Genomic DNA, 16,800 nt, shown 5'->3' with positions numbered 1-16,800 from the left:
TATGCATCTTGAAATTAAAAACGCAGCATCTACTTTAAAAGAAGGTAAATTAATTCTTTTTCCAACAGATACATTTTGGAGTATCGGTTGCGACGCCACTAATCCTGAAGCCGTAGAAAAACTATTTAAACTCAATAAAAGTAAACAAGCTACATGTTTGATTGCCGATGATAGAATGCTAAAAAAGTATGTAAAACAAGTGCCTTTTGCAGCTTTAAGCATTATTGAAATTACAGATACACCAACTACTATTATCTATGATAATCCTCAAAACTTAGCCACTAATTTAATGGGGACAAATAACACAATAGCCATTAGAATTCCTGATGATGAATTCTGCTATCAGCTTTCCAGAAGATTAAATGGCGCTATTGCTATTTCTTCTGGTAGTATTTTTAAAAATTCTTCTAAAAAATCATTCGAAGAAATAGCTCCAGCCATTTTAAAAGGTGTGGACTATGTCGTAAATTTGCAAAAGAAAAAAATCACGCAAAACCCGCATCCATTATTAAGCTAAGTAGCAATGGAGTTGTTGAAGTTTTGCAGAAATAAAATAGCCATATTCACTAATATTTTTAATTAGAATATTCGTGAATTCGTGGCAGATTAATATGAATCATAAGAAAGCACTTCAAAACGATATATTCAAAGTAATATCAAAATCTGCACATCAACTAGGAGTCGATAGTTATGTAATTGGAGGTTTTGTACGCGATTTTCTTTTAAAACGAGGCAATGCTAAAGATATTGATGTTGTTGCCATTGGTAGCGGTATAGATTTGGCAAAGCAAGTTGCAAAAAACTTACCTACAAAACCTAAAGTACAGGTGTTTAAAACCTACGGAACTGCAATGTTGAGGTATAATGATATTGAAGTTGAATTTGTAGGTGCAAGAAAGGAATCTTATGCAGAAGATAGCCGAAATCCAATTGTAGAAAATGGGAGTTTGCAAGATGATCAAAACCGAAGAGATTTTACAATTAATGCTTTAGCACTTAGTTTAAATAAAAATTCTTTTGGAGATTTATTAGATCCTTTTGGAGGTATTCAAGATTTAGAAGATAAAATTATCCGTACACCTCTAAATCCAGATATTACATATAGTGACGACCCATTAAGAATGATGCGCGCCATCAGATTTGCAACACAATTAAACTTTACTATTGAAGCAGAAAGTTTAAATGCAATAACTAGAAATGCTGAACGTATTAAAATTATTACCAACGAACGTATTGTTGTAGAACTGCATAAAATTCTAGAAAGTAAAATACCATCCATTGGCTTTTTATTACTTGAAAAAACAGGGCTTCTGGAATTTATTATGCCAGAATTAACAGCACTAAAAGGAATTGATGAAGTTGAAGGCCAACGCCATAAAGACAATTTTTATCACACTCTAGAAGTTGTTGATAATATTGCAAAAACACCAATAACCTCTGGTTACGTTGGGCTGCCCTACTCCATGATATTGGAAAAGCACCCACAAAACGATTTAGCAAAAAGTAGGCTGGACGTTTCATGCACACGAATTTGAAGGTTCAAAAATGGTGTACCATTTGTTTAAAAGGTTAAAAATGCCTTTAAATGATAAAATGAAGTTTGTTCAGAAAATGGTGTTTATGAGCTCACGCCCTATTGTTTTGGCTCAAGATATGGTTACCGATTCTGCGGTAAGACGGTTAGTGTTTGATGCTGGCGATTATGTAGACGATTTAATGACACTTTGTGAAGCAGATATCACAACTAAAAACCCTAAGAAGTTCAATAAATACCATAACAATTTTAAAATAGTTAGAGATAAAATTATTGAAGTTGAAGCTAGAGATCAGGTACGTAATTTTCAGCCACCAGTTTCTGGAGAGGAGATCATGAAAACCTTCAATTTAAAACCATCTCGTGAAATTGGTATTATAAAAGAGACGATTAAAGAAGCTATTTTAGAAGGCGATATCCCGAATGAACATGAAGCTGCATTTGAATTGATGCTGAAAAAAGGGAAAGAGTTAGGACTGATTGTAGACGGTAGACGGTAGACGGTAGACGGTAGACGGTAGACGGTAGACGGTAGAAAAATTATAATAATTGTGGAGAAGTCAAACAAAAGAAAAGACAATAATAAAGTAATATACTGGCTATTAACGGGCTGTGTATTAATTTTTATCATGGTAGTTGTTGGCGGTATTACGCGTTTAACACATTCTGGACTATCAATTTCTAATTATAAGTTGATTTCTGGAACTATACCTCCTATGAATGACACCGAATGGCAAGAAGCATTTAATCTTTACAAACAATACCCAGAATACCAAAAACTTAACACTCATTTCTCGCTTCAAGATTTCAAAGATATTTATTTCTGGGAATGGTTACATCGTGTTTTAGGTCGTTTTATTGGAGTTGTGTTTTTTGTCCCATTTTTATATTTTCTTCTTAAAAAACAGCTTACAAAAGCTACTATTAAAAAATCAATTGTGCTACTCTGTCTGGGTGGCTTTCAAGGTTTTTTAGGTTGGTATATGGTAAAAAGTGGTTTAGTAGACAGACCAGATGTAAGTCATTATCGTCTCGCAGCGCATTTAACTACCGCATTTATAACTTTTGCATATACGTTTTGGGTAGCATTGGATTTAATATTCCCTGATAAAAAAGACATCGATAAAAGCTTTAGAAATCTAGTCCGTTTTGGATTAGGCGTACTCATACTTCAAATTATATATGGTGCTTTTGTAGCAGGTTTAGATGCAGGATGGATTCATAACCATTGGCCCATGATGAGCGAAGGCAAATTTATGCACGAAACCGTTTTAATAGAGCAAAATCCAACTTATAAAAACTTTATTGAAGGTAAAAGCGGTGTACAGTTTGTGCACAGAACTTTAGCGTATATAGTTGTGTTTTTTGTGATTTTAATATGGTATAAATGTAGAGAACTAGTCCTAACATCTTACCAAATTATAGGTATTAATGCTTTATTAATTCTTGTAACTGCTCAATTTTTATTAGGTGTGTTTACTATTTTACTACAAGTACCTGTTTGGTTGGGTGTTGCGCATCAAGTAGGTGCATTTTTCTTGCTTACGGCTATGACATTTACTTTGCATCGTTTTAGTAAGTAAAAGTAAAAATATTCAATATAGTAAAAACTCTTTCACAATAGATTCTTGTTTTGTTATCTAAATCATTAAAAGAGGAATAAAAACATCTCTTATCATTCCAAAACAACACAAAATCATGAATAAAATCCTATATTTATCCTCATATAATAAGTTGGCACTAATTGAAAATGAACCTCTAACCATTCAAAAATAGTACAAAAATCAAAAGAAATTGATTGACCAAAAATCAGTTGGATTGACTACGCCGATTAATTAAATTAATGAATTATTCCAACAATTCGGTGGATTTTCATTTGAAAACGGGATTTTAAGAATTCACAATTTTTTGACCTCAAAAAAGTGGACTAAAATAATATGTAAGACCTTCCCTAAATACACAAATCAAATTATTGTTTTTGGATTTGACTGGGTTGGAAGGCAGTACGCAAAAGACATAAATAAAGATTTTACTTATTTATTTGATATCGCAACTGGAGAAGATTTTATGTTCGAGCAACCAATTTCTGAATTTTTTAATATTGACTTGATTGAATATGCTGATGAAACATTGGACATAAACGGATTTAAAAACTGGAACTCTAAAAATATCGAATTGAAATTTAATGAAGTTGTAGCTTATAAAATTCCTTTGTGGCTTGGAGGAAAGGACAACTCTAGCAATTATGAAATATCCGATGCAGAAGTGAATTGGGAAATAAATCGACAACTGATGAATAAATAACTTGTGCAAAAAAAATACTGTGGTAAAAACAGGTAAAAACTAAGCTTACTTTTTCTTTACAAATAACAATCAAGCCAACAACTCATCAATATACCCAATCATATCAACCAACTCGGGTTGATACAATTTCTTAATAAAATTTTCATTTTCTTTTTTATACTTTTCAAACATCGTTGAGCCTTGACTTTTTGAGTGTTTAATATTCGCTATTCTATCACATAATTTTATAAATACAGCGTTTGGTATATCGTGCATTTCGCGGTAGTATTTATCATTTGCTCGTTCGCTTCTGTTTTTTCCTTTCTCATTTGTTAGCGCATAAGCAAGTTCTGCAATAGTTGCATTTGTGTTTTCTTTTACATCATTATAGGTTTCTCTGGCATCTTCAATAATATCATGTACCCAACAGCCACAATACACATTTTCTCTATCTTCTTCAGGAATAAGATATATAAATTGCTGCGCAACTTCGTAAACCATATTTAAATGATATGCATAAGCCTTAGAGCCATATTTATGGTTCACTTTAAGATGCTTTTCTGTGGCATATGCTATTGTTTCATCTAACATAAATAATCATAAGTATTTTAATATCAATATTATATATAGAATTACTAAAGTTTTACTTCAATAATTCTATAATCTCCTCAAACCCTTTTTCATTAGCATAATCTATAGCCAATTTACCATCGTTATCTTTTAAAGTTTTATCTGCTTTATGCTTTAATAGTAACGCTACCATTTTGGTTTGTTGGTACATTGTTGCAAAAATAAGTGGCGTAATACCAAGGTTATTTTTTGCATTTACAGCTGCTCCTTTTTTAATTAAAAGTGTTGCTAAATCTATATTACCCTTAAAAGCAACACCTATAAGCGCTGTGTTTCCTGAACCATCAGTAGCATCAACAGGTGCATTATATTCTAAAAGTTTTTCTACAACATCTTTTTTATCAAAATATGAAGCAAATATCAATGGTGTAAAACCCCTTTGATCTTTTCCATTTACTAATTCAGGATGTAATTTTAATAAGGTTTCTATTCGGTCTTTATCTCCGGATTGTATGGCTCCGAAAAAATGTGCTATATCATTCATAATACTATTATTATATAGTAGATCCTGCATAAAATGCAGAATGACAAAAATAAAATTGGGATAAACACTCATAAAGTATTCATCCCAATTTAAACTATTAACTAATCAAACTATTTTAAATCAAATCTATCTGCGTCCATTACTTTAGCCCAAGCAGACACAAAATCGCTTACAAATTTTGTTGCGCCATCATTGGCGCCATAAACTTCAGCAATGGCTCTTAATTCTGTATTAGAACCAAAAATTAAATCTGCTCGCGTTCCTGTAAATTTTACAACACCTGTTCTTCTATCTCTACCTTCAAAAATTCTATCATCTGAAGAGGTTGCACTCCATGTGTATGCAAAATCTAAAAGATTTGTAAAGAAATCATTAGTTAAGTGTCCTACATTTTCAGTAAAAACACCATGACTAGAACCATCATAATTTGCACCTAATACTCTTAACCCTCCAACTAAAGCTGTGGTTTCAGGAATAGATAAATTCATCAAATTTGCTTTATCTATTAGCAAATCTTCAGCAGCAACTTTTAATTCGTCTTTAATATAGTTTCTAAATCCATCAGCAAGTGGTTCTAAATATCCGAAAGATTCTAAATCGGTCTGCTCTTGTGTTGCATCTCCTCTACCTTGAGAAAATGGCACTTTAATAGTATGACCTGCATTTTTAGCAGCTTCTTCTACTCCAGCATTACCTGCTAAAACAATTAAATCTGCCATAGATATTTCGCCTTTAAAATCCTTTTGAACACCTTCTAAAACGTTTAATACTTTGTTTAATTCTGAAGGATTATTTACTTCCCAACTGCGTTGTGGCTCTAAACGTAAACGTGCACCATTTGCACCACCACGTTTATCTGAATCTCTATAAGTAGATGCTGATGCCCAAGCAGTTGTTACTAATTGAGATACGCTTAAACCAGATGCTAAAACCATCTTTTTTAGTAGCGTAATATCATCATTACTTAATTTATAATTTACTTTAGGAATTGGGTCTTGCCAAATTAATTCTTCTTGTGGTACTTCTGGACCTAAGTAACGGTCTACAGGCCCCATATCACGATGTGTTAATTTGTACCAAGCCTTTGCAAAAGCATCTTCAAAAGCTTTGTGATCTCTATTGAAACGTTTTGAAATCTCTAAATATTTAGGATCAGTTTTCAACGCCATATCCGCAGTAGACATCATTAATGCCTGAGTACCATTTCCACCTGCAGCTGGTGCTTGCTTAGCATCTGAGTTTTTAGGCGTCCATTGGTGTGCTCCAGCTGGGCTTTTTGTTAATTCCCAATCATAATTCAATAATACATCAAAATATTCGTCATCCCAACGTGTAGGGCTTGGTGTCCATGCACCTTCTAATCCACTAGTAATTGTATCATCTAGAACACCAGAATTATAGTTGTTTTTCCAGCCTGTACTCATTTCTTCAATAGAGGCACCATGAGGTTCAGGTCCCAAATACTTATCAGGATCTGCAGCACCATGAGCTTTACCAAAGGTATGACCACCAGCAACCAGAGCCACAGTTTCTTCATCATTCATAGCCATTCTTCCGAAGGTAATTCTGATATCATGTGCTGATTTCATTGGGTCGGGAACACCATTTGGTCCTTCAGGGTTTACATAAATTAATCCCATATGTACAGCACCTAAATGCCCTTCTAAATCCCCATCGCTTGTATCGTAGCGTTCATCGTTATCTAACCAACCTGTCTCGCTTCCCCAGTATACATCTTGTTCTGGTTCCCAAACATCTTCGCGTCCACCAGCAAATCCAAAAGTTTTAAACCCCATAGATTCTAAAGCACAGTTTCCTGCTAAAATCATTAAATCTGCCCAAGATAATTTCTTACCATATTTCTTTTTAACAGGCCACAATAATAGGCGCGCTTTATCTAAATTTCCGTTATCTGGCCAACTATTTAATGGCGCAAAACGCTGCGTCCCTGATGATGCACCTCCCCTACCATCTCCCACACGATATGTACCTGCACTATGCCACGCCATACGTATCATAAAAGGCCCATAATGTCCATAATCTGCTGGCCACCAATCTTGAGAATCAGTCATCAAATCAATAACTTCTTGCTTTAAAGTTGGGTAGTCTATACTTTTAAATGCTTCAGCATAATCAAAATCTTCATCAAAAGGATTTGAACCTTTACCATGTTGACGTAAGATATTCAACTTTAATTCATTTGGCCACCAATCTCTGTTATTTGTACCTCCACCTGCCGGTTGTTTTTGAGCCCCACTCATAAATGGGCATTTGTCAATATCGTTGCTGTTTGAGTTGTGCATAGTATTTATAGTTTTTTGTTATTGATTATTTAGATGATCTAAAGTTAGTAATTGTATAGGATAAAAATTCAAATACATATTTTTATAAATTATATTTAAATTGATAAAACTTATCATTTCTATAAAAATCATAGTTTTTTCAAATAACAAAATATTTCAAAACTATTCCAAATTATTACTTCATAATTATTTCTTAAAGATTTTAAATATTCCCGTTTTAACATTTTAAATATTCTTATTTTAGACGTTCTAATTAAAAAACAAAAAAATGGCTGACATTACATTGGGTGGAACACCCGTAAAAACCTCTGGAGAATTACCTGCAATCGGATCACATATTTCAGATTTTGAATTGATAGCAACAGATTTATCGAGTAAAACATTATCTGATTTTAAAGGAAAAAAATTAGTGCTAAATATTTTTCCTAGTGTGAATACAGGTGTATGTGCTGCATCAGTACGACAATTTAATACTGAAGCTAGTGAGCTAGACAATACTACAGTACTTTGTATTTCAAGAGATTTACCTTTTGCCCAAGACCAGTTTTGTGCTGCTGAAGGTTTGGATAATGTAGTGATGCTTTCTGATTTTAAAAACTGGGCAATTTGGAAAAGATTACGGTGTATTATTTACTACTGGTGGTTTTGACGGTTTACTTTCACGTTCAGTAATCGTTACAGACGCTTCAGGAAAAGTATTATTTACAGAACAAGTTTCTGAAACTGGCGAAGAACCTAATTATAAAGCTGCGTTAGAAGCACTTCAAGATGCCTAAAAAAGAATCATTTTTAGTAAATCGTTTGAAAAGTGTAGGTTACGCTTATAAAGGCGCAGTACTTTTAATAACTAAGGAGTCTAGTATAAAAATCCAGCTAATTGTTGCTATTTTGGTAACAATAGCTGGATTTTACTTTGAAATCTCAAAAATTGAGTGGCTCATTCAAATACTTGCTATTGCACTTGTAATGGGGATTGAAGGTGCTAATACTGCTATTGAAGAAATAGCTAACTTTATTCATCCTGAATATCATAAAAAGATTGGTTACATTAAAGATGTTGCTGCAGGCGCTGTTTTTATTGCCGCCATTTGCGCAATAATACTTGGTTGTATTATTTATCTTCCTAAGATTTTTTAAATACTAATCCGCATAAAATAAACGTTAGTAATTTGTATTTTTGCTGAAACTAAACGCGCATAATGGCGAGAAAGACCAAAACTAAAAAACCTACTACACCAAAATTCAAAAAACCTAGTTTAAAGTTGTCTAGTCAACAAAAACTAGTTTTTGGTAGTTTCTTGGTAATTTTTGGTGTCATACTTTTTGTATCATTTATCTCATTTTCTTTACAGGAAAGGCAGATCAAAGTACACTTTCTGATTTCGCTTCTAGAAATGCAGAAACTCAAAATTGGCTAAGTAAAGTTGGAGCATGGTTAAGCCACTTTTTTATTCAAGACGGATTTGGTATAGCTGCTTTTATTCTTTCAGGATTGATAATTCTGTCGGGTATTTATGTTCTAATAAATAAGAATAAAGCAAAGCTACGTAAACATTGGTTCTGGGGTATTCTCATTATGATTTGGCTTTCAGTACTTTTAGGTTTTTTTGGAGCAAAAAACGATATCCTAGGTGGCACTATCGGTTTTGAAATCAATAGTTTTCTTCAAGATTTTATTGGAAAATTTGGTACTATCTTAGTATTACTATTTGGCTTAATTACTTATTTAGCCATGCGATTTAAAGTGACTTTTGATAGTTTTAAACGTTTATTCAAATCTGCTAAAAAAGATATTAAAGATGAGTTTTCAGGTTTAAAAGAAGATATAGTGCCGATTGATAATAACCTATCGGAAGAAGCAGAGGCTTTTAAAACTGCTTTTGATATCCCTAAAGAAGAAATTCCTCAAGTAATAACACCTGTTCATAAAGAATCGAAACCTGTTTTAGAAACTTCTCCGATGGAAGTTAAAATTCCTGAACCAGAAGAAATTGAAGATCCAGAATTAGAAATTAAAGTTGAAGCTGTAAAAGAAGAAGTCTCAGAAACTGATAATCTTGCCAATAAATTGGTTGAAGATTTTGGGCAATTTGACCCAACTTTAGAACTGAGTAATTATCAATTCCCTCCATTAGATTTATTGAAAAAGTACGATACAGAAGGGATTACCATAAATCAAGAAGAGCTTGAAGAAAATAAAAATAGAATTGTAGATACACTAAGTAATTATAAAATTGGAATTTCTAGTATCAAAGCTACAATTGGCCCAACTGTTACTTTATATGAAATTGTACCAGAAGCTGGTATCCGAATTTCAAAAATTAAAAATCTAGAGGATGATATTGCATTGTCCCTTTCTGCATTAGGGATTCGTATTATAGCTCCAATTCCAGGAAAAGGAACTATTGGTATAGAGGTGCCAAACAAGAATTCAACAATTGTTTCTATGCGTTCTGTGATTGCTTCTAAGAAGTTTCAAGCTTCTGAAATGCAATTACCTATTGCTTTAGGAAAAACAATTAGTAACGAAACCTTGGTAGTAGATTTAGCAAAAATGCCACACTTGTTGATGGCAGGTGCTACAGGGCAAGGGAAATCGGTGGGTTTAAATGCAGTTTTAACATCACTACTTTACAAAAAACATCCAGCTGAAGTTAAATTTATTTTAGTAGACCCTAAAAAGGTGGAATTAACGCTTTTTAATAAAATTGAGCGTCATTATTTAGCAAAATTACCTGATAGCGAGGAAGCTATTATTACAGACAACACCAAAGTTATCAATACATTAAATTCGTTATGTATTGAAATGGATAACTGTTATGAACTTCTAAAAAATGCCTTTTGTAGAAATATAGCAGAATACAATAAGAAGTTTAAATCCAGAAAATTAAATCCTAACGACGGGCATCAATTTTTACCATACATAGTATTGGTGGTTGATGAGTTTGCAGATTTAATTATGACTGCTGGTAAAGAAGTAGAAACGCCTATTGCACGTTTAGCACAATTAGCACGTGCTATTGGTATTCACTTAATTATTGCAACCCAACGTCCGTCAGTAAATGTAATTACAGGTATTATTAAAGCTAATTTCCCTGCGCGTATTGCCTTTAGAGTAACATCAAAAATAGATTCTCGAACTATTTTGGATGGTTCAGGAGCAGATCAACTCATTGGTAGAGGCGATATGCTTTACACACAAGGTAATGATTTAATACGTGTACAATGTGCCTTTGTAGACACTCCAGAAGTCGAAAAGATAACCGATTACATTGGAGCTCAAAAAGCCTATCCAGATGCTTACTTACTGCCTGAATATGTTGGCGAAGAAAGTGGCACAAGTCTTGATATAGACATATCAGACAGAGATAAACTCTTTAAAGATGCTGCAATTGTAATTGTAACTGCACAACAAGGTTCTGCTTCTTTATTACAGCGGAAATTAAAATTAGGTTACAATAGAGCTGGCCGTTTAATTGATCAGTTAGAAGCCGCAGGAATTGTAGGCCCTTTTGAGGGTAGTAAAGCTAGACAAGTACTCGTTCCTGATTTAATATCTCTGGATGAATTATTAGCAAATGAAAGTATTTAATTTTGAATTATTAAAACAATGAAACATATCTTATCCATAGTATTCGTAGCACTATCAATCTTTTCTGGGTATTCACAAAACAAAGGCAAAGATTTACTTAATGAGGTTTCTAAAAAAGTACAAAACTACGAGAACATTCAAATTGAATTTAAATACATTTTAGAAAACACTTCTGAAAATGTAAAGCAAGAAACACGTGGAGATGTAGTGCTTCAAGGGGAAAAATACAAACTGAATATTTTAGGCATTACACGCCTTTATGACGGAAAAACACTTTACTCTATAAGTCCTGAAGATGAAGAAGTAACAATTTCAACTCAAACTGAAGATGAAAGTGACGCTATAACACCTAGTAAAATGTTATCGTTTTATGAAGATGGTTACACTTACGAGTTAGATATTGTTCAGAATATAAAAGGAAGAAAAATTCAATATGTAAAATTGACTCCAATAGATTCAGATTCTGAAATAAAAACTATTTTATTAGGGATTGATGCATCTACAAAACATATTTACAACTTGATTCAAATGGGAAAAAACGGAACAAAAACAACACTAACCGTTAATTCTTTCAAAACGAATGAACCTTTATCGAAAACCTTATTTACCTTTGATGCTGATAAATACAAAGATTATTACATCAATAAACTCGATTAGGTAATCATCCCTTGTGAAAATACTAGACCGCTACATACTAACCACATATCTTAGAACTTTTTTAAGTGTTTTTGTAATATTAATTTTAATATTCATATTACAAATGCTTTGGTTATACATTAAAGAACTTGCAGGCAAAGATTTAGATATTTCAGTAATAGTCAAGTTTGTAATTTACGGACTTCCAAAGTTAATGCCCTTGGTGTTGCCTTTAACTATATTGTTGTCTTCTATAATGGTGTTCGGTAATTTCGCTGAAAACTATGAGTTTGCAGCAATGAAATCTACAGGTATTTCATTGCAACGTGCAATGGCTGGATTAAGTGTATTTATAGTATCACTAGCTTTTGTAACTTTTTTATTCTCAAATAATGTAATTCCTTGGGGAGAGTATAAATTCTTCAATCTCAGAAAAAACCTAGCTAAAGTAAAGCCATCAATGGCTATTGCCGAAGGGCAATTTAACGAAATAGAATCTACGCCTTACAACATTAAAGTAGAAAAGAAAACTGGAGATAGAGGCCAATTTCTTGAAAATGTTGTCATCCATATGAAAGGGCGTGATGGTAAAAAAATCAAACCACAATAATTGCAAAAACAGGAGAACTTGTTGGTAGTGAAGATTCAAATGTTTTAAAACTTATTCTACATGATGGTAATTATTACAATGATATCCCAGCTAAAAAACTAAAAGACCGCAAAAAACACCCTTTTGCTAAAAGTACTTTTGAAACATACGTTATCAATATTGATTTATCAGATTTAAATAATGTTGATATAGATGACGACACGTATTCCAACAAGTATAACATGCTTAATTTAAGCGATCTAGATTATACAATTGATTCTTTAACAGTTCAGTACGACCAAACAATAGATCAATTTAGTAAACTGATGTACCAGAGAAGTACCATCACAAAAATTAGAAAACCTTTAAAAGAACTTTATGATGATGAAATTCAAGGTATAGAAGCTCTTGGAAAAGTATCTGATACAAACTCAGCAGCAGTAATCTCTGAAAAAGAAATAGCTAATGATTCTATTTATACAGGTAACATATTAGACTTATTCAATACAACAAAAAAATCCCAGTTTACTAGTACTGCTGTAGCAGCAGTAAATACTATGCATCAACTTATTGAAAATAAAAAAACCACACTTAAACCTAGAAGAGATTGGTATAACAAACATATTATAGCTTTTCACGAAAAATTAGCTTTAGGGTTTGCTTGTGTTATTCTATTTTTTGTTGGTGCACCCCTAGGAGCTCTAATTAGAAAAGGTGGTTTGGGTTTACCCATGGTAGTAGCTATTTTATTGTTTTTAACCTATCATTTTATTGGAATATTTGCTTTAAATAGTGCTAAATCAGGTGATTTCAACCCTATACTAGCACCATGGTTTTCTACTTTAATTATGTTTCCTTTGAGTGTGTTTTTGACAAAGAAAGCTACTGCAGATAGAGGTTTATTTGAAACTGAAGGACTTTTAGAACCTCTTAAAAAATTCTTTGGTATTAAGAAAAAATCTGCAGAGTTAGATCCTTCATTGTTTCAACAAACGTCAAAAGAATATGAAACTTTAAACGCTTACGAAAATGACAAGCTAAAAAGCATTGTAAAAAATCATGCTAAATTTGGCTATAAACCTATTTATAAAAATACCGCATTATCTATATTAAATTCTAGAGGAATTAGTAATCAACAACTAAAATTTAGTGGCGATTTTGTAGACCAAGAATTTGAAGAAGCATTACGTCTTAAAAATAAATATGAAGAAGACTCAAAACTAACTTTTATACTTTACATTATTGGAGCAATTTTAGCTTTAACTGGAAGCATTCTGAAGAATAATAAGTTCCCTCTCATCGGAAACATTATTTTTATTATAGGCTTAATCATACTAGTAATTTACCTATTCGCTTTAATAAAAGCATTTATTAGTCATTCAAACTACAAAAAACTTACAGGCGAGGATTCTATTACTACCAATGTGTTATTTATTATATTAGGGTTGCCACTATATTTTATAGTCTACTTTTTTGAAAAGAAAAAAATGAGTAGAGATTTAAATTTAATTTTAAAGGAAAAATCAGCTCAAGAAAAAGCTGCAACTATAAAGCGACATGAGACCATAGAAAAAGCGCGACCTACATTAAAAAATTATAATGATCACTCTCTATTTTCAATAATACTATATAGTGTTGGAGTAGCATTATTAATATCTTATTTCGTTTTCAAAAACAATAAGTTACCATCACTAGAGGTTGCCTCTATTCAACTTAGTTTCGTCTCTTTCTCCTTGTTTGTAATTTATTATGTGAAATCCATTTTTAATATCTCTTCGTTTTACAAACAAATTAAAACCAAAGGACCAAACCTATTACTTCTTATATTAGGGTTTCCTTTTTACTTAATTACACATTTATTTATAAAATCTAAAATTAAGCAAGACATAAACTAAAATTGTTTAGATAGTTTAAAATAAGCAATATCTTTGTAAAATGATAGCAGAAACAATGACCGAAGAAAACACAGCTAAATTTCAATTAAATTCTATTCATGATGCTATAGAAGACATCAGAAACGGAAAAGTAATTATTGTTGTAGATGACCAAAATCGTGAAAACGAAGGTGATTTTGTTGCTGCCTCCGATAAGGTTACTCCAGAAATGATAAACTTTATGGCTACACATGGTCGCGGATTAATTTGTGCTCCGTTAACCGAGAACCGTTGTAAAGAATTAGACCTTAACATGATGGTGCTTAATAACACAGACCCAATGGAAACTGCTTTTACAGTCTCAGTAGATTTAAGAGGTAATGGTGTTACTACTGGTATTTCGGCTGCCGATAGAGCTAAAACAGTAAAAGCACTTATTAACCCAGACATGAAACCTTTTGAATTGGCTAGACCAGGGCATATATTTCCATTAGTTGCCAAAGAAGGTGGTGTGTTACGAAGAACTGGACATACCGAAGCTGCTATTGATTTTGCTCGATTAGCGGGGTTGGAACCTGCAGGCGTTATTGTTGAAATAATGAATGAAGATGGCACAATGGCACGCTTACCACAATTGATAGAAGTTGCTAAAAAATTCGACTTAAAAATTGTTTCTATTGAAGATTTAGTGGCTTATAGGATGCAACATGATTCGTTAATTGAAAAGAAAGAAGATTTCGAAATTAAAACTCGCTTTGGAAACTTTAGGTTACGTGCTTACAAACAAACTACCAATAATCAAATACATATTGCACTTACCAAAGGACAATGGAAAAATGATGAACCTGTTTTAACTCGTATAAATTCTACACTTATCAACAACGATATACTTGGTACTTTAACCAATAATGTTGATAAGCAATTAAATGCCATGTTTCAAACAGTAAATACTAACGGAAAAGGTGCTATAATTTTTATAAATCAAGAAGTACAAGCCACAAATATCCTAAATAGATTGTCTTTCCTAAAGGAACATCAAAATTCTACAGAAGTTTTAAAAGCCCCCAGAATCAATATGGATACTAGAGATTTTGGTATTGGTGCACAAATTCTACACGATTTAGATATTCATAAACTGCGCTTAATTTCTAATAGCGAAAAAACCAAACGTGTGGGTATGATTGGTTATGGTTTGGAAATTGTAGAGTATGTGAAGTACTAATAAAAAAGGGAACTCATAAAAACTGTTTCTTTATGTACTGTTCCCTTTCTTGAAACTAATTAGTCACTCTTAGTCGTTTTGAATTATTATTTTTTTAGTTGTAGTTCCAGAATTACTAAAAACTTTTAGTATATAAAACCCAGCTTTTACTGCTTCTACATTAATTGACTTTTTATCATAGGTCTCCAGTATTTTTTTTCCTAAAATATCAAATAGTTCTATTTTATTTATTGATTCAGAAGCTGATATATTTATAGTATCTGAAGTTGGATTAGGAAATACTTTAAATGTATTAAGTGTGTTTTTAGTCACGCTAAGCCCTGTATTTTGATACACCCGCACATAATCTATTACCATACTGCTTTGTGTAAAACTTGGGTCTATAGCCCCAGATGCTCCTCCCATAGCAATATTTAGCAGTAAATATTGCTCTTCAAAAAATGGCCATGTGCTCGAATTTTTAGCAGAAGGATTGTAAGTATAATAAGGAACGTCATCCACTAAAAACGTAATTTGATCTGGAGACCAATTGACAGAATAAACATGAAAATTAGTAGCCACATCACTAAGTACTTGTGAAGAATAATTTACTGTATTTCCAGAACTTGAAGGTGTATGTAATGCACTAGATGTATGATTTACAGCCCCCAAACCATGTTCCATAATATCAATTTCTCCACAAGTAGGCCAACCCGTAGTTCCAAAACCTTGATTATCCCAGTAACCTCCATCTTCATTTATGTTTTTTCCTAGAGTCCAAATTGCTGGCCATGTACCGTTACCGCTTGGTAATTTTGCTTTGACATCTACTCTACCATATGTAAATGCATATTTGGAATTTAGTCGTGCCGAAGTATAATCTTTTGTTACACCTTGATCTAAAAAACCTGGAATTTCTCTTTTTGCAACAATATTTAAAAACCCGTTTTCAACAAAAGAATTTTCTTTTCTATTTGTGTAATGCTGTTGTTCTCCATTATACCAATTTCCTCCAACTGGTATTTGTGTTTGATGGTGCCATTTATTGCCATCAACTGGATTATCTAATCCTGATGTATTAAACTCATCTGCCCAAACTAAATCAGAGTAAATAACATCTAAAGCATTTGGATCTGTGGGTGTAGCACCATTATTTATATCGTCAATAAGGTAAGTTCCGTTGGTGGTACTACCTCCGTCAATAAAAATCACTAATCTATTATAAGATCCAGTAGCATTAATTGATGTTACTCCATCTGAACTCAATTTAGCATTAGCGAAATTAAAATCAATCCCGTTTTCCCAGCCAGATCCTGAATCGTTAATTATTACCTGAACATCCGGATTAGTACCATCTTCTAATTTAACCATTATGGCATGATTATTTGGATCGAACGCATAAAAATCTAGAGTTATGTTTTTTTGAGCGCTTAAATCTATAGCACTCACTAAATCTATTTTAAATCCTTGCCAAAGTTCTGATCCGTCATTAAAAAATTGAGCGACAGTATCACCTGCATCATCTGGATTACTTCTGGTTGAAAAACCACTACCTCCAAACGATGTAAAATCATCAGAACTATTAGAAAAATCTAAAGGAAATTGTTGAGAAAATCCAATCTGAAAAATTAGTGTTACTGGGATAAAAAATTTCAAGTAGTGAAACTGCATAGT

12 protein-coding genes and 3 pseudogenes are annotated in these 16,800 nt (G+C 32.6%); 11 read left to right on the top strand and 4 right to left on the bottom strand.

Annotated elements, in window-relative coordinates:
- Position 1 precedes the first annotated feature (1 nt).
- The 4 genes and pseudogenes from AC0L5U_RS01780 to AC0L5U_RS01765 all read left to right on the top strand — a co-directional run bounded on the left by AC0L5U_RS01780 (position 2) and on the right by AC0L5U_RS01765 (position 3,838).
- Positions 2-517, top strand: coding sequence for an L-threonylcarbamoyladenylate synthase (locus AC0L5U_RS01780; protein WP_473414395.1), 516 nt, complete (start codon positions 2-4; stop codon positions 515-517).
- A 94-nt stretch (positions 518-611) separates the two neighbouring features.
- Positions 612-2,034: pseudogene (locus AC0L5U_RS01775) on the top strand (CCA tRNA nucleotidyltransferase).
- Between the two features lie 51 nt (positions 2,035-2,085).
- A complete protein-coding gene (locus AC0L5U_RS01770) occupies positions 2,086-3,117 on the top strand; it encodes a COX15/CtaA family protein (protein WP_473414394.1) in 1,032 nt (343 codons plus the stop codon).
- 325 nt (positions 3,118-3,442) lie between these two features.
- Entirely contained in the window at positions 3,443-3,838 is a 396-nt protein-coding gene (locus AC0L5U_RS01765) for a hypothetical protein (RefSeq protein ID WP_473414393.1), read from the top strand.
- A gap of 69 nt (positions 3,839-3,907) precedes the next feature.
- Here AC0L5U_RS01765 and AC0L5U_RS01760 read toward each other — a convergent pair whose 3' ends face one another.
- From AC0L5U_RS01760 to katG, 3 genes are all read right to left on the bottom strand, one after another.
- Complete coding sequence (locus AC0L5U_RS01760) at positions 3,908-4,408, bottom strand: HD domain-containing protein (protein ID WP_473414392.1); 501 nt, start codon at positions 4,406-4,408, stop codon at positions 3,908-3,910.
- A 52-nt stretch (positions 4,409-4,460) separates the two neighbouring features.
- Entirely contained in the window at positions 4,461-4,931 is a 471-nt protein-coding gene (locus tag AC0L5U_RS01755; RefSeq protein WP_473414391.1) for an ankyrin repeat domain-containing protein, read from the bottom strand.
- Positions 4,932-5,041: 110 nt separating this feature from the next.
- Positions 5,042-7,234 (bottom strand): catalase/peroxidase HPI, encoded by a 2,193-nt coding sequence (gene katG / locus AC0L5U_RS01750; protein ID WP_473414390.1) that lies wholly within the window; start codon positions 7,232-7,234, stop codon positions 5,042-5,044.
- Positions 7,235-7,502: 268 nt separating this feature from the next.
- On the opposite strand from katG, the pseudogene tpx reads away from it, so the two are divergent.
- The 7 genes and pseudogenes from tpx to ribB all read left to right on the top strand — a co-directional run bounded on the left by tpx (position 7,503) and on the right by ribB (position 15,147).
- Positions 7,503-8,010 (top strand): annotated as a pseudogene (gene tpx / locus AC0L5U_RS01745) (thiol peroxidase).
- Complete coding sequence (locus AC0L5U_RS01740; RefSeq protein ID WP_473414389.1) at positions 8,003-8,371, top strand: diacylglycerol kinase; 369 nt, start codon at positions 8,003-8,005, stop codon at positions 8,369-8,371. Before tpx ends, AC0L5U_RS01740 begins: the two are co-directional and overlap by 8 nt.
- A gap of 62 nt (positions 8,372-8,433) precedes the next feature.
- Positions 8,434-10,826 (top strand): annotated as a pseudogene (locus tag AC0L5U_RS01735) (DNA translocase FtsK).
- An 18-nt stretch (positions 10,827-10,844) separates the two neighbouring features.
- Positions 10,845-11,483 (top strand): outer membrane lipoprotein periplasmic chaperone LolA1, encoded by a 639-nt coding sequence (gene lolA1 / locus AC0L5U_RS01730; protein ID WP_473414388.1) that lies wholly within the window; start codon positions 10,845-10,847, stop codon positions 11,481-11,483.
- 13 nt (positions 11,484-11,496) lie between these two features.
- A complete protein-coding gene (locus AC0L5U_RS01725; protein WP_473414387.1) occupies positions 11,497-12,072 on the top strand; it encodes an LptF/LptG family permease in 576 nt (191 codons plus the stop codon).
- A complete protein-coding gene (locus AC0L5U_RS01720) occupies positions 12,069-13,946 on the top strand; it encodes an LptF/LptG family permease (RefSeq protein ID WP_473416139.1) in 1,878 nt (625 codons plus the stop codon). Before AC0L5U_RS01725 ends, AC0L5U_RS01720 begins: the two co-directional genes overlap by 4 nt.
- A 40-nt stretch (positions 13,947-13,986) precedes the next feature.
- Positions 13,987-15,147 (top strand): 3,4-dihydroxy-2-butanone-4-phosphate synthase, encoded by a 1,161-nt coding sequence (gene ribB, locus AC0L5U_RS01715; RefSeq protein ID WP_473414386.1) that lies wholly within the window; start codon positions 13,987-13,989, stop codon positions 15,145-15,147.
- Positions 15,148-15,216: 69 nt separating this feature from the next.
- On the opposite strand, the gene AC0L5U_RS01710 is transcribed toward ribB, so the two are convergent.
- Complete coding sequence (locus AC0L5U_RS01710) at positions 15,217-16,797, bottom strand: family 16 glycosylhydrolase (RefSeq protein ID WP_473414385.1); 1,581 nt, start codon at positions 16,795-16,797, stop codon at positions 15,217-15,219.
- Positions 16,798-16,800: the final 3 nt, after the last annotated feature.

It is taken from the genome of Jejuia sp. G7-7, assembly GCF_055808955.1.
The sequence above is the reverse complement of the archived record's forward strand: the minus strand, read 5'-3'. Positions and strand labels throughout refer to the sequence as shown.

Coding starts and splice junctions, on each gene's coding strand:
- AC0L5U_RS01740 (WP_473414389.1), top strand. CDS start 8,003: ATGCCTAAAAAAGAATCATTTTTAGTAAATCGTTTGAAAAGTGTAGGT.
- AC0L5U_RS01760 (WP_473414392.1), bottom strand. CDS start 4,408: ATGTTAGATGAAACAATAGCATATGCCACAGAAAAGCATCTTAAAGTG.
- AC0L5U_RS01755 (WP_473414391.1), bottom strand. CDS start 4,931: ATGAATGATATAGCACATTTTTTCGGAGCCATACAATCCGGAGATAAA.
- lolA1 (WP_473414388.1), top strand. CDS start 10,845: ATGAAACATATCTTATCCATAGTATTCGTAGCACTATCAATCTTTTCT.
- AC0L5U_RS01780 (WP_473414395.1), top strand. CDS start 2: ATGCATCTTGAAATTAAAAACGCAGCATCTACTTTAAAAGAAGGTAAA.
- ribB (WP_473414386.1), top strand. CDS start 13,987: ATGATAGCAGAAACAATGACCGAAGAAAACACAGCTAAATTTCAATTA.
- AC0L5U_RS01710 (WP_473414385.1), bottom strand. CDS start 16,797: ATGCAGTTTCACTACTTGAAATTTTTTATCCCAGTAACACTAATTTTT.
- katG (WP_473414390.1), bottom strand. CDS start 7,234: ATGCACAACTCAAACAGCAACGATATTGACAAATGCCCATTTATGAGT.